The sequence below is a fragment of the Streptomyces sp. NPDC059832 genome (assembly GCF_042731715.1).
Classification (GTDB): domain Bacteria; phylum Actinomycetota; class Actinomycetes; order Streptomycetales; family Streptomycetaceae; genus Streptomyces.
On the sequence record NZ_JBHWIY010000003.1, the window covers coordinates 314,944 to 334,981 of the forward strand.

14 protein-coding genes are annotated in these 20,038 nt (G+C 67.1%); 2 read left to right on the forward strand and 12 right to left on the reverse strand.

The window, feature by feature from the left end:
- A complete protein-coding gene (locus ACFV8T_RS06650) occupies positions 1 to 459 on the forward strand; it encodes a GNAT family N-acetyltransferase (RefSeq protein ID WP_385325244.1) in 459 nt (152 codons plus the stop codon).
- Between the two features lie 220 nt (positions 460 to 679).
- Positions 680 to 2,728 (forward strand): PIG-L family deacetylase, encoded by a 2,049-nt coding sequence (locus ACFV8T_RS06655; RefSeq protein WP_385325556.1) that lies wholly within the window; start codon positions 680 to 682, stop codon positions 2,726 to 2,728.
- Between the two features lie 147 nt (positions 2,729 to 2,875).
- Here ACFV8T_RS06655 and tuf read toward each other — a convergent pair whose 3' ends face one another.
- The 12 genes from tuf to rplK form a co-directional block, all read right to left on the reverse strand.
- Positions 2,876 to 4,069, reverse strand: a complete 1,194-nt coding sequence (tuf, locus tag ACFV8T_RS06660; RefSeq protein ID WP_266415496.1) for an elongation factor Tu — start codon at positions 4,067 to 4,069, stop codon at positions 2,876 to 2,878.
- Between the two features lie 160 nt (positions 4,070 to 4,229).
- A complete protein-coding gene (gene fusA / locus ACFV8T_RS06665) occupies positions 4,230 to 6,359 on the reverse strand; it encodes an elongation factor G (protein ID WP_385325246.1) in 2,130 nt (709 codons plus the stop codon).
- 38 nt (positions 6,360 to 6,397) lie between these two features.
- A complete protein-coding gene (rpsG, locus tag ACFV8T_RS06670) occupies positions 6,398 to 6,868 on the reverse strand; it encodes a 30S ribosomal protein S7 (protein ID WP_007445917.1) in 471 nt (156 codons plus the stop codon).
- 2 nt (positions 6,869 to 6,870) lie between these two features.
- Positions 6,871 to 7,242, reverse strand: coding sequence for a 30S ribosomal protein S12 (gene rpsL, locus ACFV8T_RS06675; RefSeq protein ID WP_003948652.1), 372 nt, complete (start codon positions 7,240 to 7,242; stop codon positions 6,871 to 6,873).
- 263 nt (positions 7,243 to 7,505) lie between these two features.
- Positions 7,506 to 7,982 (reverse strand): DUF1707 and DUF4190 domain-containing protein, encoded by a 477-nt coding sequence (locus ACFV8T_RS06680; protein ID WP_385325247.1) that lies wholly within the window; start codon positions 7,980 to 7,982, stop codon positions 7,506 to 7,508.
- 199 nt (positions 7,983 to 8,181) lie between these two features.
- Positions 8,182 to 12,081 (reverse strand): DNA-directed RNA polymerase subunit beta', encoded by a 3,900-nt coding sequence (locus ACFV8T_RS06685; protein WP_093540768.1) that lies wholly within the window; start codon positions 12,079 to 12,081, stop codon positions 8,182 to 8,184.
- Positions 12,082 to 12,210: 129 nt separating this feature from the next.
- On the reverse strand, positions 12,211 to 15,696 hold the full coding sequence (rpoB, locus tag ACFV8T_RS06690) for a DNA-directed RNA polymerase subunit beta (RefSeq protein WP_266415513.1): 3,486 nt from the start codon (positions 15,694 to 15,696) through the stop codon (positions 12,211 to 12,213).
- 619 nt (positions 15,697 to 16,315) lie between these two features.
- The gene (gene rplL, locus ACFV8T_RS06695) at positions 16,316 to 16,699 is read right to left on the reverse strand and encodes a 50S ribosomal protein L7/L12 (protein WP_114246089.1); all 384 of its coding nucleotides are present in this window, start codon (positions 16,697 to 16,699) and stop codon (positions 16,316 to 16,318) included.
- Between the two features lie 111 nt (positions 16,700 to 16,810).
- Positions 16,811 to 17,341, reverse strand: a complete 531-nt coding sequence (gene rplJ, locus ACFV8T_RS06700) for a 50S ribosomal protein L10 (protein ID WP_385325249.1) — start codon at positions 17,339 to 17,341, stop codon at positions 16,811 to 16,813.
- Between the two features lie 275 nt (positions 17,342 to 17,616).
- Positions 17,617 to 18,510: a hypothetical protein gene (locus tag ACFV8T_RS06705; RefSeq protein ID WP_385325251.1), complete on the reverse strand. Its 894-nt coding sequence runs from the start codon at positions 18,508 to 18,510 to the stop codon at positions 17,617 to 17,619.
- Between the two features lie 162 nt (positions 18,511 to 18,672).
- Entirely contained in the window at positions 18,673 to 19,395 is a 723-nt protein-coding gene (gene rplA / locus ACFV8T_RS06710; protein WP_266415520.1) for a 50S ribosomal protein L1, read from the reverse strand.
- Between the two features lie 82 nt (positions 19,396 to 19,477).
- On the reverse strand, positions 19,478 to 19,912 hold the full coding sequence (gene rplK, locus ACFV8T_RS06715; RefSeq protein WP_006126872.1) for a 50S ribosomal protein L11: 435 nt from the start codon (positions 19,910 to 19,912) through the stop codon (positions 19,478 to 19,480).
- Between the last annotated feature and the right edge of the window lie 126 nt (positions 19,913 to 20,038).

Consider the following 20,038-nt stretch of genomic DNA (forward strand, 5'->3'; position numbering starts at 1 on the left):
ATGACGACAAGCACCACCGCGGCCTGGACCCTGCGCCCCGCCCGGCCCGAGGACGTCGAGGTGATCGCCGAGCTCAGGGCCGCCGTGATGCGCCCCGACCTGGAGCGGCTCGGGCGCTACGACGAGCACCGCGTACGACAGCGGCTGCGGGACAACTACGCGCCGGAGCACACCTCGGTCGTCGTCGTGGACGGGGAGCTCGCGGGCTGCGTCACCCTGCGCCCGGTCGAGGGCGGGCTGTGGCTGGAGAACTTCTATCTCTCCACCGCCCTCCAGGGGCGCGGCATCGGCACCGCGGTGCTCCGCTCGCTGCTCGCGCGGGCCGACGAGGAGGGCGCGACCGTACGGCTGGACGTGCTGCAGGGCAGCGCCGCCCGCGCGCTCTACGAACGGCACGGGTTCACCGAGGAGCGGCAGGACCCGGTCGACGTGTTCATGGTGCGTACACCCGCGAGTTGAGCTGTTCGGGTCACACCCGTGGATACCCAGGCAACCCGCCCCCGGAAATCTCCGTCTCTCCCCCCGCAGCAGCGGCTCGCCCCCCGCCGCGACCTGCACGGATTCGGCACGCAGCACAGGGCCGCACAGCCGCCCGCTGCGGGGGAAGTGGACGGAGCACGGTGTGACGGATCGACCCTCGTTGCGCGCATCCCGGTCGGGAGTGCCGCGGCGCACTGTGATGGCGGCGGCCGGCGCGACCGGCCTGGCGGCCCTCACCGCCTGCACGGCGCCCTCGCCGCCCCGCCGCCGCGATCCCGCCGCGGACCCGATGCCCGGACTGCCGATCAGCACCTCGCACCCGGCCCAGATGATGCAGATCCTCGCCCACCCGGACGACGACCTGTACTTCATGAACCCGGACACCCAGCAGGCCCTCGACGCCGGAACCCCGCTGGTCTGCGTCTATCTGACCGGCGGTGAGGCCACCGGCATCAATCGCGCGCCGGGCCGCCCGCTGCCCGCGCCGAACAAGGCCGCGTACTCCTCCGCGCGTCACCAGGGGCTCCGCCAGGCGTACGCGACCCTGCTCGGCCTCGGCAGGTTCACCCCGTGGCACAAGTCCGTCATCGAGCTGCACGGCGGCCACCGCGCCGAGATCAACACCCTCCGATACCGGGGCCGCAGGGTCGAGCTGATCTTCATCAACACCGCCATGCACACCTCGTACGGGCGTCTCGGACTGCCCAGCCTCTGGCAGGACCGGCGCCTGGTCCTGCCGACCGTCGTCGCCGAAGGCTCCCCGCTGAAGAAAGTGGGTTCGTACACCTACGACGGGCTGATCGATGTCCTGGTCGGGCTGTTCGACCGGTACCGGCCGAGCATCCTGCACACCATGGACCCGGACCCCGACATCCAGCACAGCAGCGAGGCGGTCCGCCGCCGGGACAGCGAGCAGCGGGGCTACTCCGACCATCCCGACCACACCGCCACCGCGCTGTTCACCTGGGCGTCGCTGATCCGGTGGGTGGCAGGGACCACCAAGAGCGGCGGCGAGGTGCCGAGCTTCGCCACCACCGCGTTCCGGGGCTACTACAACCGGCACTGGCCGAAGAACCTGCCGCCCGCCGTGCTGGCCGAGAAGGCCTCGCACCTGGTGCCGTACGGCGGCTCGGCCGACTGGCGGTGCGGCAACCCGGCGGGCTGCGGGGACTACGGCGTGGGCGGCAACCGGCCACTGACCAACCGGAAGGGCTGGGTACGGTCCACCCACTACCGCTACCCGGGCCCCCGGCCCACCGTCGCCGCCGAACCGGACGGCCGGCTCGTCACGTACGGGGTGCTGGGCCTGCGGGCGGTGCGCCGGCGCGAGAGCGCACCGGGCAGCGGGGAGTGGGACGCGCCGGACGACCTCGGCGGCGGCCCGCTCGCCCCGGTCCTGGGCAGCGCGACGCTGCCGGACGGGCGCCATCTGCTCTTCGGGCTGCGGTTCTCGGCGCTCAGCGGGCACGGCGCGGACAACGAACGCGAGATCGTCGCGCTGGAGCAGCGCTCCCCCGGCGGCTCCTTCCGCGCCTGGCAGGGACTGGGGAACCCGGTGCGCGACCACGACGGCGGGCGCCGGATCGGTGTCCCGGTCGCGGTCGCCGCGCCCGACGGGCGGGTGCATCTCTTCGTGCGGAACGCGGAGAAGGGCCTCAGTACCCGGGTACGGGACACGACCGGCCGGTGGAGCGGGTGGCTGGACATGGGCGGCGGCGAGATCCAGGACGGGCTGAGTGCCGTGGTGGACGCCGAGGGCTGTGTCCATGTCTTCGCGGCAGGCCATTTCGCGGTGCATCACTGGACGCAGGACACGCCCGGCGACGCGCTGACCGCGCGCACCCAGATCACCGGGGTGCCGGTGCCCGGGGACGGTCCGGCGGCGCTGCCGGGGGCGGACGGGAGCATCGAGCTGTTCTACCGCGCGGCGGCGAAGGCCGCCCTGACGACCGTACGGACCGGGGAGACGGCGGACGAGACCGGCATCGACGGATACGGGCGCCTGATCCGGGACCGGGCGGGCTTCGACGGGTACGGCCCGGTGGCCGCCGCCGGGACACCGGGCGCCCCGGTGCTGCTCGGCCGCACCGCCAAGGGCCTGCTCCAGCTCCGTACGCCGGGAAGGCTCTTCGTGCGACGGCGCGGTCCGGTGGCGCTGGACGGGCCGGTCCTGCACATCGGGAAGGACGGCCGGCCGACGGTGGTGGCCCTGGGGCCCGACGCCCTGCCCTGGCTCTGGCGCCCCTGAGGAAGGGCCGGCGCGGCGGATCAGGGCCGCACCGCCCCTGCGCCCCGCCCGTACAGATGACGAAGGGCCCCGGTCCACCGCTTGCGCGGCGGGCCGGGGCCCTTCTCGGTGCTCTGTGCGGAGCAACCAGGTCAGACAGTCAGGTAATTACTTGACGATCTTGGTGACCTGGCCGGCGCCCACGGTCCGGCCACCCTCACGGATGGCGAACTTCAGGCCCTCTTCCATGGCGACGGGCTGGATCAGCGAGACGTTCATGACGGTGTTGTCGCCCGGCATGACCATCTCGGTGCCCTCGGGAAGGGTCACAACGCCCGTCACGTCCGTGGTACGGAAGTAGAACTGCGGGCGGTAGTTGTTGAAGAAGGGGGTGTGACGGCCACCCTCGTCCTTCGACAGGATGTAGGCCTGGGCCTCGAACTCGGTGTGCGGCGTGACCGAACCGGGCTTGATGATGACCTGGCCGCGCTCGACGTCCTCGCGCTTGATGCCACGGAGGAGCAGACCGACGTTCTCACCGGCCTGGCCCTCGTCGAGCAGCTTGCGGAACATCTCGATGCCGGTGACCGTGGTGGTGGTCTTCTCGGTCTTGATACCGACGATGTCGACGGTCTCGTTGACCTTGAGGATGCCACGCTCGATACGACCGGTGACGACGGTGCCACGACCGGTGATCGTGAAGACGTCCTCGATCGGCATCAGGAACGGCTTGTCGACGTCACGCTCGGGCTGCGGGATGTTCTCGTCGACGGCCTTCATCAGGTCGAGGACGGTCTGGCCCCACTCCTTGTCGCCCTCGAGCGCCTTGAGCGCCGAGACCTTGACGACCGGCAGGTCGTCGCCCGGGAACTCGTACTCGGAGAGGAGCTCACGGACCTCGAGCTCGACGAGCTCCAGGATCTCCTCGTCGTCCACCATGTCGGCCTTGTTCAGGGCGACGACGATGTACGGAACGCCGACCTGGCGGGCCAGGAGCACGTGCTCCTTGGTCTGCGGCATCGGGCCGTCGGTGGCGGCGACCACGAGGATGGCGCCGTCCATCTGCGCGGCACCCGTGATCATGTTCTTGATGTAGTCGGCGTGACCCGGGCAGTCGACGTGCGCGTAGTGACGCGACTCCGTCTGGTACTCGACGTGCGCGATCGAGATCGTGATACCGCGCTGGCGCTCCTCGGGAGCCTTGTCGATCTGGTCGAAGGCCGAGGCCTCGTTCAGGTCCGGGTACGCGTCGTGCAGCACCTTGGTAATGGCGGCCGTGAGGGTCGTCTTACCGTGGTCAATGTGACCGATGGTGCCGATGTTGACGTGCGGCTTAGTCCGCTCGAACTTCGCCTTCGCCACTGGGTCCTCCTGTGGAGTGGTTCTGTACGCCTTGCTTCATCGGCGCCAGGTGATCTTTGCTGGGATGCCGGGGCCGGGGGCATTCACCGCATTGCTTGCGCTCTGCGACGAATGCCCCACCAGGCTCCGGTGACAAGCCTAAAGCGTGAGCTCGGGAGAGTTACTCGCCCTTGGCCTTCGCGATGATCTCCTCGGCGACGTTCCGCGGAACCTCGGCGTAGGAGTCGAACTGCATCGAGTAGCTTGCGCGACCCGAGGTCTTGCTGCGGAGGTCTCCGACGTAGCCGAACATCTCCGAGAGGGGCACGAGGCCCTTCACGACGCGAGCGCCGCTGCGCTCCTCCATGGCCTGGATCTGGCCACGGCGGGAGTTGAGGTCGCCGATGACATCGCCCATGTAGTCCTCGGGCGTGGTGACCTCGACGGCCATCATCGGCTCCAGGAGCACGGGGGACGCCTTGCGAGCACCCTCCTTGAACGCCTGCGAACCGGCGATCTTGAAGGCGAGCTCGGAGGAGTCGACCTCGTGGTAACCACCGTCGAGAAGGGTGACGCGGACGCCCACCATCTCGTAGCCGGCCAGGATGCCGAACTGCATGGCTTCCTGGGCACCCGCGTCCACCGAGGGGATGTACTCACGGGGGATGCGGCCACCGGTGACCTTGTTGACGAACTCGTAGGACGCGTCGCCACCCTCGATGGGCTCAAGGGCGATCTGCACCTTCGCGAACTGGCCGGTACCACCAGTCTGCTTCTTGTGCGTGTAGTCGATGCGCTCGACGGCCTTGCGGATCGTCTCGCGGTACGCGACCTGCGGCTTGCCGACGTTCGCCTCGACGCGGAACTCGCGCTTCATGCGGTCGACGAGCACCTCGAGGTGAAGCTCGCCCATACCACCGATGATGGTCTGGCCGGTCTCCTCGTCGGAGTGCACCTGGAAGGACGGGTCCTCCTCGGAGAGGCGCTGGATGGCGACACCCAGCTTCTCCTGGTCACCCTTGGACTTGGGCTCGATGGCGACCTGAATGACCGGCGCCGGGAAGTCCATGGACTCCAGGATGACCGGGTTCTTGTCGTCACACAGCGTCTCACCGGTGGTGGTCTGCTTCAGGCCCATGACGGCGATGATGTCGCCGGCGCCCACCGACGCGATCTCCTCACGCTTGTTCGCGTGCATGCGGTAGATCTTGCCGATGCGCTCCTTCTTGCCCTTGACCGAGTTCAGCACCGCGGTGCCGGCCTCGAGGCGACCGGAGTAGATCCGGACGAAGGTGAGCTTGCCGAGGTGCGGGTCGCTCGCGATCTTGAACGCCAGGCCGGAGAACGGCTCGTCGTCCGAGGGCTTGCGCTTGACGACAACCTCGGGGTCCTTGACGTCGTGGCCCTCGATGGCCTCGACGTCCAGGGGGGAAGGCAGGTAGCGGACGACCGCGTCGAGCAGGGGCTGGACGCCCTTGTTCTTGAACGCCGTGCCACAGAACACCGGGGTGACGGTGACGGAGTCGGCGCCGCCCTTCGATGCGAGGGTGATCCGGCGGATCGCCTCGTGCAGCTGCTCCTGGGTGGGCTCCTCGCCCTCCAGGTACAGCTCCATCATCTGGTCGTCGTTCTCGGAGACGGCCTCGAGGAGCTTGCCGCGCCACTCGTTGGCTGCCTCGATGTGGGTGTCCGGGATGTCGACCGTGTCGTACATCTCGCCCTTGAGGGCCTCTTCCGGCCACACAAAGGCCTTCATCGACACGAGGTCGACGACGCCACGGAAGCCGGCCTCGGCACCGATGGGGAGCTGCATGACCAGCGGAACCGCACCGAGGCGGTCGACGATCATGTCGACGCAGCGGTGGAACTCGGCACCGGTGCGGTCGAGCTTGTTGACGAAGCAGATACGCGGCACGCCGTAGCGGTCCGCCTGACGCCAGACGGTCTCGGACTGCGGCTCGACGCCGGCGACACCGTCGAACACGGTGACGGCACCGTCGAGGACGCGGAGCGAACGCTCCACCTCGACGGTGAAGTCGACGTGACCCGGGGTGTCGATGATGTTGATGGTGTGGTCAACATCATTGAGCGGCCAGTGACAGGTCGTCGCGGCGGACGTGATCGTGATGCCGCGCTCCTGCTCCTGCTCCATCCAGTCCATCGTGGCAGCGCCGTCGTGGACTTCACCGATCTTGTACGAGACGCCGGTGTAGAACAGGATCCGCTCAGTGGTGGTCGTCTTGCCCGCGTCGATGTGGGCCATGATCCCGATGTTGCGGACCTTGGCCAGGTCAAGCGAAGTGGTGGCCATAAGGCTCAATCTTCTCTCGGTCTCGATGTGGGTAGCGACTACCAGCGGTAGTGCGCGAAGGCCTTGTTGGACTCGGCCATCTTGTGGGTGTCCTCGCGCTTCTTGACGGCAGCGCCAAGACCGTTGGAGGCGTCGAGCAGCTCGTTCATGAGGCGCTCGGTCATGGTCTTCTCGCGGCGGGCGCGGGAGTAGCCCACGAGCCAGCGCAGGGCGAGGGTGGAGGCACGACCGGGCTTGACCTCGATCGGCACCTGGTAGGTGGCGCCACCGACACGGCGGGACTTGACCTCGAGCGAGGGCTTGACGTTCTCAAGCGCGCGCTTCAGCGTGATGACCGGGTCGTTGCCGGTCTTCTCGCGGAGGCCTTCCATGGCGCCGTACACGATCCGCTCGGCGGTGGAACGCTTGCCGTCCAGCAGGATCTTGTTGATCAGCGAGGTGACAAGAGGAGAGCTGTAGACCGGGTCGATGATGACCGGGCGCTTCGGGGCGGGGCCCTTACGAGGCATTCTTACTTCTCCTTCTTGGCGCCGTAGCGGCTGCGGGCCTGCTTGCGGTTCTTGACACCCTGGGTGTCGAGCGAGCCGCGGATGATCTTGTAACGAACACCCGGCAGGTCCTTCACACGGCCACCACGCACGAGCACGATCGAGTGCTCCTGCAGGTTGTGTCCCTCACCCGGGATGTAGGCCGTGACCTCGATACCGGAGGTCAGACGCACACGCGCGACCTTACGGAGTGCCGAGTTCGGCTTCTTCGGGGTGGTCGTGAACACACGCGTGCAGACGCCGCGGCGCTGGGGCGAACCCTCGAGCGCGGGCGTCTTGTTCTTCTCGACCTTGTCCTGCCGGCCCTTCCGGACCAGCTGCTGGATCGTAGGCACTACTTCTCCGGTTTCTGTGTGCCGTTCGTGAAACTAACCTGGAACGTCACCGACCCACGCGGTCGGGTGTGTCGAATACTGCAGGCTTCTGCCGCAAGGCAGAAGGAGCGCAGATTGCGGTAGCCAATGACGGACTCGCCATGCGGTTGAGGACACGCACACGAGCCCAGGCACACCCCAGGCACAAGGTCTGAGCGTACCTACCTCATCGACTCCGGTCAAAACAAATGCGGCGCGCCTCCACACGCCGCACGCCGACGACCTCAGCGCGTGACGATCACGGCGGTGACGAACCCAGCCACGAGCAATATCCAGCCGATGATCGACGCCCATCCCAGCACGAGCCCGGCGACCGCCAGGCCGTCGCCCTGCTCGTCACTGCGCCGTATCTCCTTGCGCGCCATGTGCCCGAGAACGACCGCGGGCACCCCCGTCACCGCGGTCACCGGGGCCAGGACGCCGAAGACCAGCGCACCCTTGGCCTTGCCGTTCGTCCTGAGCTGCGGCGCGGGCAGGAAGGTCGCCGGCACAGCGGGGCCGTAGTGGCCGGCGGGGGCGGGCCCGGAGAAGAAAGGGCCCTGGGGCAGGTCGTCGACGAGAAGGCTCAGTTCCCCCACGGTCCGGGCCTCGTGGGCCCGCGCGACCCGCTTCTCCAGCTCTCCGTCATCAAGACGCCCCTCGGCGAAACCGGCCCGCAGCACATCGACAGCGCGCTCGCGCTCCGCGTGCGAGGCCAGCATCGACGGGCTCTGCGCCGAGGCAGCCGGTCCGGCTGCCTCGGCGGATACGACACAACCAACTCCCCCGGACGATCTGTATCCCCCCATCATCCGTCACTGCGGAGGTGAGGGGAACGAGTTTGCGCCTTCGCGCGTACGCCGGAGGGCGGCCACCCCGTACGAAACGGGGTGACCGCCCTCCGTCGGTCAAGCGACTCGCTTACTGGTTGTACGGACCGTAGTCGTAGTCCTCCAGCGGAACGGCCTGGCCGGAGCCCGTGCCGAACGGCGAGTAGTCGATGTCGTCGTAGCCGACGGCCGAGTACATCGCGGCCTTGGCCTCCTCGGTCGGCTCGACCCGGATGTTGCGGTAGCGGGACAGACCCGTACCGGCCGGGATGAGCTTACCGATGATGACGTTCTCCTTGAGGCCGATCAGGGAGTCGGACTTGGCGTTGATCGCCGCGTCCGTCAGGACCCTGGTCGTCTCCTGGAAGGAAGCCGCGGACAGCCACGACTCCGTCGCCAGCGAGGCCTTGGTGATACCCATCAGCTGCGGACGGCCGGAGGCGGGGTGACCGCCCTCGGTGACCACACGACGGTTCTCGGTCTCGAACTTCGAGCGCTCGACGAGCTCGCCCGGCAGCAGCTCCGCGTCGCCGGACTCGATGATCGTCACGCGGCGCAGCATCTGCCGGATGATGATCTCGATGTGCTTGTCGTGGATCGACACGCCCTGCGAGTTGTAGACCTTCTGGACCTCGCCGACCAGGTGGACCTGGACCGCGCGCTGCCCGAGGATCCGCAGCACGTCGTGCGGGTTGGTGGCACCCACGGTGAGCTTCTGGCCCACCTCGACGTGGTCGCCCTCGCCCACCAGCAGACGGGCGCGCTTCGAGATCGGGAAGGGGATCTCGTCGCTGCCGTCGTCCGGCGTGACCACGAGCTTCTTGGTCTTCTCGGTCTCCTCGATCCGGACCCGGCCGGCGGACTCCGAGATCGGGGCGACACCCTTGGGCGTACGGGCTTCGAAGAGCTCGACGACTCGGGGCAGACCCTGGGTGATGTCGTCACCGGCCACACCACCGGTGTGGAAGGTACGCATCGTCAGCTGGGTACCGGGCTCACCGATGGACTGGGCGGCGATGATGCCGACCGCCTCACCGATGTCGACCAGCTTGCCGGTGGCGAGCGAGCGTCCGTAGCAGAAGGCACAGGTGCCGACCGCGGACTCACAGGTCAGGACCGAACGGGTCTTGACCTCCTCGACGCCGGCGCCCACCAGGGCGTCGATCAGGACGTCACCGAGGTCGACGTTGGCAGGCGCGATGACCTTGCCGTCGACGACGACGTCCTCGGCGAGCATGCGGGCGTAGACCGAGGTCTCGACGTCCTCCGTCTTGCGGAGCACACCGTCCGCACCCTTGACGGCGATCTTCAGCTTGAGGCCGCGGTCGGTGCCGCAGTCCTCCTCGCGAATGATCACGTCCTGCGAGACGTCCACCAGACGACGGGTCAGGTAACCCGAGTCGGCGGTACGCAGGGCGGTGTCCGCCAGACCCTTACGGGCACCGTGCGTGGAGATGAAGTACTCCAGAACGGTGAGGCCCTCACGGAAGGACGCCTTGATGGGACGCGGGATCGTCTCGTTCTTGGCGTTGGACACCAGACCACGCATACCGGCGATCTGCCGCATCTGCATCATGTTTCCTCGGGCACCCGAGTCAACCATCATGAAGATGGGGTTCGTCTTGGGGAAGTTCGCGTTCATCGCCTCGGCAACCTCGTTGGTCGCCTTGGTCCAGATCGCGATGAGTTCCTGCGTGCGCTCGTCCTTGGTGATCAGACCGCGCTCGTACTGCTTCTGGACCTTCTCGTCCTGCGCCTCGTAGCCGGCGACGATCGCCTTCTTGGCCTCGGGGACCACGACGTCGGAGATGGCCACGGTGACACCGGAACGGGTCGCCCAGTGGAAGCCCGCCGCCTTCAGGTTGTCGAGCGTCGCCGCCACGATGACCTTGGGGTAGCGCTCGGCGAGGTCGTTGACGATCTCGGAGAGCTGCTTCTTGCCGACCGAGTAGTCGACGAACGGGTAGTCCTCGGGCAGCAGCTCGTTGAAGAGCGCGCGGCCCAGGGACGTACGCAGCCGGAACGTGTCGCCCTGCTGGTACTCCTGCTCGCCTTCCTCGGCGACCGGCGGCACCCAGCCGCGCGGCGGGATGGTGCCCACCGGGAAGCGGATGTCGACCTTCGCCTGGAGCGACAGCTCGCGGGCGTCGAAGGCCATGATCGCCTCGGCCGTCGAACCGAAGGAACGGCCCTGGCCGATGACCTTGCGCTCCTCCTCGTCCGTGGTGAGGAAGAACAGGCCCAGCACCATGTCCTGGGTCGGCATGGTGACGGGGCGACCGTCGGCCGGCTTCAGGATGTTGTTCGAGGACAGCATCAGGATGCGGGCCTCGGCCTGCGCCTCCGCGGAGAGCGGCAGGTGCACGGCCATCTGGTCACCGTCGAAGTCCGCGTTGAACGCGGTGCAGACGAGCGGGTGGATCTGGATGGCCTTGCCCTCGACCAGCTGCGGCTCGAAGGCCTGGATGCCGAGGCGGTGCAGCGTCGGCGCACGGTTCAGGAGAACCGGGTGCTCGGCGATGACCTCTTCCAGGACGTCGTACACGACCGTGCGGCCGCGCTCGACCATGCGCTTGGCCGACTTGATGTTCTGCGCGTGGTTCAGGTCGACCAGGCGCTTCATCACGAACGGCTTGAAGAGCTCCAGCGCCATGGCCTTCGGCAGACCGCACTGGTGCAGCTTGAGCTGCGGGCCGACGACGATCACGGAACGCGCGGAGTAGTCCACACGCTTACCGAGAAGGTTCTGACGGAATCGACCCTGCTTGCCCTTCAGCATGTCGCTGAGGGACTTGAGCGGGCGGTTGCCGGGACCGGTGACCGGGCGACCGCGGCGGCCGTTGTCGAACAGCGCGTCGACGGCCTCCTGCAGCATCCGCTTCTCGTTGTTCACGATGATCTCGGGGGCACCGAGGTCAAGGAGACGCTTGAGGCGGTTGTTGCGGTTGATCACGCGGCGGTACAGGTCGTTCAGGTCGGAGGTCGCGAAGCGGCCACCGTCCAGCTGCACCATCGGACGCAGGTCCGGCGGGATGACCGGCACGCAGTCGAGCACCATGCCCTTGGGCTTGTTGCTGGTCTGCAGGAACGCGGAGACGACCTTGAGGCGCTTGAGCGCACGGGTCTTCTTCTGGCCCTTGCCGGTACGGATGATCTCGCGGAGGCGCTCGGCCTCCTCGTCGAGGTCGAAGGACTCCAGGCGCTTCTGCAGGGCGGCGGCACCCATGCAGCCGTCGAAGTACGTGCCGAAGCGGTCACGCAGCTCGCGGTAGAGCAGCTCGTCGCCCTCCAGGTCCTGGACCTTGAGGTTCTTGAAGCGGCTCCACACCTCGTCGAGGCGGTCGATCTCGCGCTGCGCACGGTCGCGCAGCTGCTTCATCTCACGCTCGGCACCTTCGCGCACCTTGCGGCGCACGTCGGCCTTGGCGCCCTCGGCCTCCAGCTCGGCCAGGTCGGTCTCGAGCTTCTTGGCGCGGGCTTCGAGGTCGGCGTCGCGGCGGTTCTCGATCTGCTGACGCTCGACGGAGACGTGCGCCTCCAGCGACGGCAGGTCGCGCGTACGGCGCTCCTCGTCCACGAACGTGATCATGTACGCGGCGAAGTAGATGACCTTCTCGAGGTCCTTCGGCGCGAGGTCGAGGAGGTAGCCCAGGCGCGACGGGACGCCCTTGAAGTACCAGATGTGGGTGACGGGAGCGGCAAGCTCGATGTGGCCCATGCGCTCACGACGCACCTTGGCGCGCGTGACCTCGACGCCACAGCGCTCACAGATGATGCCCTTGAAGCGGACACGCTTGTACTTGCCGCAGTAGCACTCCCAGTCCCGGGTCGGACCGAAGATCTTCTCGCAGAAGAGTCCGTCCTTTTCGGGCTTGAGCGTGCGGTAGTTGATGGTCTCCGGCTTCTTCACTTCGCCGTGGGACCAGGTCCGGATGTCGTCCGCGGTGGCAAGGCCGATCCGCAGCTCGTCGAAGAAGTTGACGTCGAGCACTTGTCGTCAATCCCTCTTTCGGGGGTTCGAGCCCCCTCGCGTCAGGCGAGAAATCGGGGCACTTCAGCAATGGTCTGAACGGGTCCGGGGAGAGCCGGCCGGATCACTGGGATCCGGCCGGCCAACCCGTCAGACCTCTTCGACGCTGCTCGGCTCGCGCCGGGACAGGTCGATACCGAGCTCCTCCGCCGCGCGGAAGACGTCCTCGTCCGTGTCGCGCATCTCGATGGACATGCCGTCCGAGGACAGCACCTCCACATTGAGGCAGAGCGACTGCATTTCCTTGATGAGCACCTTGAAGGACTCAGGGATACCCGGCTCGGGGATGTTCTCGCCCTTGACGATGGCCTCGTAGACCTTCACGCGGCCGGTCACGTCGTCGGACTTGATCGTCAGGAGCTCCTGGAGGGCGTATGCGGCGCCGTAAGCCTCAAGGGCCCACACCTCCATCTCACCGAATCGCTGTCCACCGAACTGAGCCTTACCACCCAGCGGCTGCTGGGTGATCATGGAGTACGGGCCCGTCGAACGAGCGTGCAGCTTGTCGTCGACGAGGTGGTGCAGCTTCAGGATGTACATGTAGCCGACCGAGACCGGGTCCGGGAACGGCTCGCCGGAGCGGCCGTCGAACAGGTTGGCCTTGCCGGAGGGCTGTACCAGGCGGTCGCCGTCGCGGTTCGGGATCGTGGCCTCGAAGAGACCGGAGATCTCGTCCTCGCGCGCACCGTCGAAGACGGGGGTGGCGACGTTGGTGCCGGGGGCGACCTGGTCGGCGCCGATGGCCTGCAGGCGCTTGGCCCACTCGTCACCGAGGCCGGAGACGTCCCAGCCGCGGCTGGCGAGCCAGCCGAGGTGGATCTCCAGGACCTGTCCCGGGTTCATTCGGGACGGGACACCCAGCGGGTTGAGGATGATGTCGACCGGGGTGCCGTCCTCCAGGAACGGCATGTCCTCGATCGGCAGGATCTTCGAGATGACGCCCTTGTTGCCGTGACGGCCGGCGAGCTTGTCACCGTCGGTGATCTTGCGCTTCTGCGCGACGTAGACGCGGACCAGCTGGTTCACGCCCGGCGGCAGCTCGTCGCCCTCTTCGCGGTCGAAGACGCGGACGCCGATGACCTTGCCGATCTCACCGTGCGGCACCTTCAGCGAGGTGTCGCGCACCTCGCGCGCCTTCTCACCGAAGATCGCGCGGAGCAGGCGCTCCTCGGGGGTCAGCTCGGTCTCACCCTTGGGCGTGACCTTGCCGACGAGGATGTCACCGGCGACGACCTCGGCACCGATACGGATGATGCCGCGCTCGTCGAGGTCGGCGAGGACCTCTTCGGAGACGTTCGGGATGTCCCGGGTGATCTCCTCCGGGCCGAGCTTGGTGTCACGGGCGTCGACCTCGTGCTCCTCGATGTGGATCGAGGAGAGGACGTCGTCCTGCACGAGGCGCTGCGACAGGATGATCGCGTCCTCGTAGTTGTGACCCTCCCACGGCATGAACGCCACGAGCAGGTTCTTGCCGAGGGCCATCTCACCGAACTCGGTGGCCGGACCGTCGGCGAGGACCTGGTCGGCGACGACCCGGTCGCCCTCGGAGACGACAACCTTCTGGTTGACCGAGGTGCCCTGGTTGGAGCGCATGAACTTGGCGATGCGGTACGTGGTGTACGTGCCGTCGTCGTTGGTGACGGTGATGTAGTCCGCGGAGACCTCCTGGACCACACCGTCCTTCTCGGCCTTGAGCACGTCGCCGGCGTCGGTGGCGCAGCGGTACTCCATGCCGGTGCCGACGAGCGGGGCCTCCGACTTGATCAGCGGCACCGCCTGCCGCATCATGTTCGCGCCCATGAGGGCACGGTTGGCGTCGTCGTGCTCCAGGAACGGGATCATCGCGGTCGCGACGGACACCATCTGGCGCGGCGAGACGTCCATGTAGTCGACGTCCGTGCCGGGCACGTAGTCGACCTCGCCGCCACGGCGGCGGACCAGCACGCGGGACTCGGCGAACCGGAGCTCGTCGGTCAGCGGCGCGTTGGCCTGCGCGATGACGAAGCGGTCCTCCTCGTCGGCGGTCAGGTAGTCGACCTCGTCGGTGACCTGGCCCTCGACGACCTTGCGGTACGGCGTCTCGATGAAGCCGAACGCGTTGATCCGGCCGTAGGAGGCCAGCGAGCCGATCAGACCGATGTTCGGGCCTTCCGGCGTCTCGATCGGGCACATGCGGCCGTAGTGCGACGGGTGCACGTCACGGACTTCGAAGCCGGCCCGCTCACGGGAGAGACCACCCGGGCCGAGGGCGTTGAGACGACGCTTGTGCGTCAGGCCCGACAGCGGGTTGTTCTGGTCCATGAACTGGGACAGCTGGCTGGTGCCGAAGAACTCCTTGATGGAGGCGACGACCGGCCGGATGTTGATCAGGGTCTGCGGCGTGATCGCCTCGACGTCCTGGGTGGTCATGCGCTCGCGCACGACGCGCTCCATACGGGCGAGACCCGTACGGACCTGGTTCTGGATCAGCTCGCCGACGTTGCGGATACGACGGTTGCCGAAGTGGTCGATGTCGTCGGTCTCGACCATGATCGAGCGACCGGACTCGCCGACCGTCTCGGTCTCACCGGCGTGCAGCTTGACCAGGTACTTGATCGTCGCGATGACGTCGTCGCTGGTGAGCACACCGGCGTCCAGCGGCTCGTCGGCGCCGAGCTTCTTGTTCACCTTGTAGCGGCCGACCTTCGCGAGGTCGTAGCGCTTCGGGTTGAAGTAGAGGTTCTCGAGCAGCGTCTGAGCGGCCTCACGGGTGGGCGGCTCGCCCGGACGCAGCTTGCGGTAGATGTCGAGCAGCGCGTCGTCCTGGCCCTGGGTGTGGTCCTTCTCCAGGGTGGCGCGCATCGACTCGTACTCGCCGAACTCCTCCAGGATCTGCTCGGTCGTCCAACCGAGAGCCTTCAGGAGAACGGTGACGGACTGCTTGCGCTTGCGGTCGATGCGGACACCGACCATGTCGCGCTTGTCGATCTCCATCTCCAGCCAGGCACCCCGGGACGGGATGATCTTGGCGGAGAAGATGTCCTTGTCGGACGTCTTGTCGATGGAGGAGTCGAAGTAGACACCCGGCGAGCGGACCAGCTGCGACACGACGACACGCTCGGTGCCGTTGATGACGAAGGTGCCCTTGTTGGTCATGAGCGGGAAGTCGCCCATGAAGACCGTCTGGGACTTGATCTCGCCGGTCTCGTTGTTGGTGAACTCGGCGGTGACGAAGAGCGGGGCGGCGAACGTGAAGTCGCGCTCCTTGCACTCGTCGATCGAATTCTTCGGGGGCTCGAAGCGGTGGTCGCGGAAAGTCAGCGACATCGACCCGGAGAAGTCCTCGATCGGCGAGATCTCCTCGAAGATCTCTTCCAGGCCGGACTTGGTGGGGACGTTCTGTCCACTGTCCAGAGCAGCCTCGACGCGAGCCTTCCATGCGGCATTGCCGAGGAGCCAGTCAAAGCTCTCGGTCTGCAGCGCGAGGAGGTTCGGAACCTCGAGGGGCTCCTTGATCTTTGCAAAGGAGATGCGCAGCGGGGCGGTGCTGGCACCGTTGTTCGTATTCGCGGTCGAGGCGTTGCGCGAGGCGGCCAAGAGGGGGTCCTTCCGAGGGCTCGGACTCACTACGCGCGTACCGGTCCCAAGCCGGACACGATGACAGTCGGTTCCTGATTCGACCGAAGAAGGCCAGGTCAGAGACGATCAGTCATCGGTGCTCAAGCGAGGGCATGCCCCTGGTGACGGGCAGGAGGCAGCTAACAGGCAGCGCAAAGGGTCAGTGTAGCCAAACGGCACACTGATGTCCAGTCGGGGTTCTCAGAGACCCACGTTGCTCTCAACAGCTGTTCTCAACCTCTATGGCTAGCCCTTGCGCGTGGTGCGCTCTTCTTTACTGCCCGCTTCGCCCACGATCCATGCCTCGGATTCGGATCGATGTGACGACGCGTCCTGAGAATTGCGCGCCGCGTGCGGTTCGTCAAGGCCCCCCTGCGGGGACAAAGCCCCGAGGTCCCCACCCGACCGCCTCCCGGCGCCGGTCGGCCGCCCCCGAGAGGCAACGGCGAAGATCACCATACTCGTCGGCGCGGGAAGAGCAAGGCAGCCGCCTCGGGTACGCCGAAGGGCGACCACCCGGATGGGTGATCGCCCTTCGTCAGATGACGTCCGTGCCGTGCGGCACGGGGCGCCAGAAGGAGTCAGCAGACTCCCTGAGTCACTTGACCTCGACGGAAGCGCCGGCGGCCTTGAGGGACTCGGCAGCCTTCTCGGCGGCCTCCTTGGCGACCTTCTCGAGGACCGGCTTCGGGGTGCCGTCGACGAGGTCCTTGGCCTCCTTCAGACCCAGCGAGGTCAGCTCACGCACGACCTTGATGACCTGGATCTTCTTCTCGCCGGCGCCGGTGAGGATGACGTCGAACTCGTCCTTCTCCTCGACGGCCTCGGCAACGGCACCCGGGCCGGCCGGACCGGCGACGGCGACGGCCGCGGCGGCGGTGACGTCGAACTTCTCCTCGAAGGCCTTCACGAACTCGGAGAGCTCGATGAGGGTCATCTCTTCGAACTGCGCGAGCAGGTCGTCCTGGGACAGCTTCGCCATGATGGCGTCCTTCCACTAATTCGGCAGGTGCCGGATGTACATGTAGGCGGGCGTACGTTCGGCCCGCTGCGACCGTCTCCCTAGCGGGCGACGATCAATGCGCGAGCCGAGTTACTCGGCACCGCCCTGCTCTTCGAGCTTGACGCGAAGCGCCTCCGCAGTGCGGACGAACTTCGACGGCAGCGCCTGGAAGAGCGAAGCAGCCTGGGACTGCTTGCCCTTGAAGGCACCGGCCAGCTTGCTGAGCAGAACCTCGCGGGACTCGAGGTCCGCAAGCTTCTTGATCTCATCGGCGGACAGCGCCTTGCCATCAAGGACACCGCCCTTGATGATCAGGTTCGGGTTCTCCTTGGCGAAGTCACGAAGACCCTTCGCCGACTCCACCGGGTCACCGGTGATGAAGGCAACCGCCGTCGGACCAGTGAACTGGTCGTCCAGCGAAGTGATCCCGGCCTCGTTGGCCGCAATCTTGGTCAGCGTGTTCTTCACCACGGCGTACTGGGCGTTCTCACCGAGCGAACGGCGCAGCTGCTTGAGCTGTGCCACGGTGAGACCCCGGTACTCGGTCAGCACGGCGGCGTTCGAGCTGCGGAACTGGTCCGTCAGCTCGGCTACCGCGGCAGCCTTGTCGGGCCTTGCCATGAGCGTCGGCCTCCTTCCGGGTGATGAGGACCGCTCAGAAGGGGCCGGGAAAGACGAAACGCCCCGGCGCAGGCGCCAGGGCGTAGCTCGACCGAACGAAGTCCGGGAGCTTTCCACAGTCACCTGCGCAGGTCGCCCGTACTCAACGGATCCTTCGGTCACTGTTCCCCCTTGCGAGAGCGCAGCAACGACCAGCGGTCTTTGGCTTCTGTAGGAGAGTACGCGACCGAAGTCGCGCCGAGCAAATCCGTCCCGCTCGGGGCGGCCCGGGAGGTTCAGGACGCGCCCGAACCGGCTCCCTGCTGCTGCTTCAGCAGCTCGGCGAAGTCGACCGTGTCGGCGGCCGGGGGCTGCTCGACCGAGACCTTCGTCCCGTAGTCGCTGTAGTACACCGTCGAGTTGAGCTCGCCGGTCTTCATCTGGCCGCGCTCGGTCTTCTTGACCAGCAGATCGTTGTCGTCGACCCAGATGTCGACCGTCTCCGTGGTGATGCCGGCGTCGCTCAGCTGCTTCTTCAGCTGCTCCAGCTGGTCGGCGTCGAGCTCGGAGTTCTTCGCGGTCAGAGCGGCGACGTCGACGGTGCCGGAGTAGTGCGTGGCGGAGACGCCCCGTACGTCCTCCTTGCCGACCTTCTTCACGTCGCCGGAGGCCAGCAGCGACTTCACGCCCTGGTCGGGGGTGGTGTTCTGCATCTGCTGCTTCATGGCCTCGCCGGAGGCGCCCGCTATCTTGGCGAGGTCGGCGTAGCCGTAGCTGATCCAGTGCTTGCCGCCGGTCTGCTTCGCGAAGCCGTCGCCCATGTTGACGACGTAGCCGTCCTTGAAGTAGCGGGCCTGCATCGTGCCGGTGCCGCCGGTCTGCTTCATGGCGTCCGCCATGCTGCCGCCGGTGTAGGTGATCTCCATGGCGCCGGTGAGACCGTCGGTCCAGTCGATGGTGCCGCTCTGGTTCATGGACATGGTGGTGCCCATCTGGGTAGTGCCCTCGACCTTCGCCGAGCTCTCCCCACCGGTCTTCTTCTGTACGTCGAGCAGCGCGGCGATCGGGTCGGCCTTCACGACGCCGCCGCCGCTCTTACCGCTGTCCGATCCGCTGCAGGCCGCGACCGACGTCAGCGCCGCTGCCGCCGCCACCGACAGACACACGCGTCGCACGGTATTGGTCCTCATGTCCGCTTCCACCCCTCGTTCGGCTCTGTCGGGGCCTCACGCTAACGCACGGCTCGGACACAGCCCCCGGCAATACGGATACGAGGACGGGCCCCGCACCTCGAAAGGTTGCGGGGCCCGTCAATGTCACACGTGACGCGGCTTGCTGCCGAGCGCGAGGGCTCAGACGGCGGCCGGGTCCTCCTCGACGAGGAGGTTACGGGTGCGGTTGGCGTCCAGCGGGATGCCGGGGCCCATCGTGGTGGCCAGGGTGGCCTTCTTGATGTAGCGGCCCTTGGCGGCGGACGGCTTCAGACGGAGGATCTCCTCCAGCGCCGCTGCGTAGTTCTCCACCAGCTTGGTCTCGTCGAACGAGGTCTTGCCGATGATGAAGTGCAGGTTCGAGTGCTTGTCGACGCGGAACTCGATCTTGCCGCCCTTGATGTCGTTGACAGCCTTCACGACATCGGGGGTGACGGTGCCGGTCTTCGGGTTCGGCATCAGACCACGCGGACCGAGCACCCGGCCGAGGCGGCCGACCTTGCCCATGAGGTCCGGGGTCGCGACGACGGCGTCGAAGTCCAGACGGCCCTTCGCCACCTCGTCGATGAGCTCGTCGGCGCCGACGATGTCGGCGCCCGCGGCTTCCGCGGCCGCAGCACGGTCACCGGTCGCGAAGACCAGGACCCGGGCGGTCTTGCCGGTGCCGTGCGGGAGGTTCACGGTGCCACGGACCATCTGGTCGGCCTTGCGCGGGTCGACACCCAGGCAGAACGCGACCTCGACGGTGCCGTCGAACTTGGTGGAGGCGGTGTCCTTGGCGAGACGGACGGCCTCGAGCGGCGCGTAGTTGCGCGACCGGTCGACCTTGGCGTCCGCAGCGCGGAGGTTCTTGCTGCGCTTCACTTCTACTCCTGTTGGTTTCAGGGTGTGGAGTCGTGGTGCGGGCCAGCGCTTGGCCCTACCACTGAGGATCTGAGGGGCTGAATCAGCCTTCGACCGTGATGCCCATGGAACGGGCGGTGCCAGCGATGATCTTCGACGCGGCGTCGAGGTCGTTGGCGTTCAGGTCGGGGAGCTTCGTCGTGGCGATCTCACGGACCTGGGCAGCCGTCAGCTTGGCGACCTTGGTCTTGTGCGGCTCGCCGGAGCCCTTCTCCACGCCCGCGGCCTTGAGGATCAGCTTCGCGGCCGGCGGAGTCTTGGTGACGAAGGTGAAGGAACGGTCTTCGTAGACCGTGATCTCCACCGGCACGACCATGCCGCGCTGCGACTCGGTCGCGGCGTTGTAGGCCTTGCAGAATTCCATGATGTTGACGCCGTGCTGGCCGAGCGCGGGGCCGACCGGCGGGGCCGGGTTGGCCGCGCCGGCGTTGATCTGGAGCTTGATAAGCCCCGTGACCTTCTTCTTCTTGGGAGGCATTGCTCTCTCCGGGTCCTAGTGAGAGTGTTTCGCCGCCGTCCGATCATCCGGATGGAGGCATACCGCACAACGATAACGGGTATAGCTGCGCGACCAAAAACCGAGCAGGTCAGACGGGCTTCACAG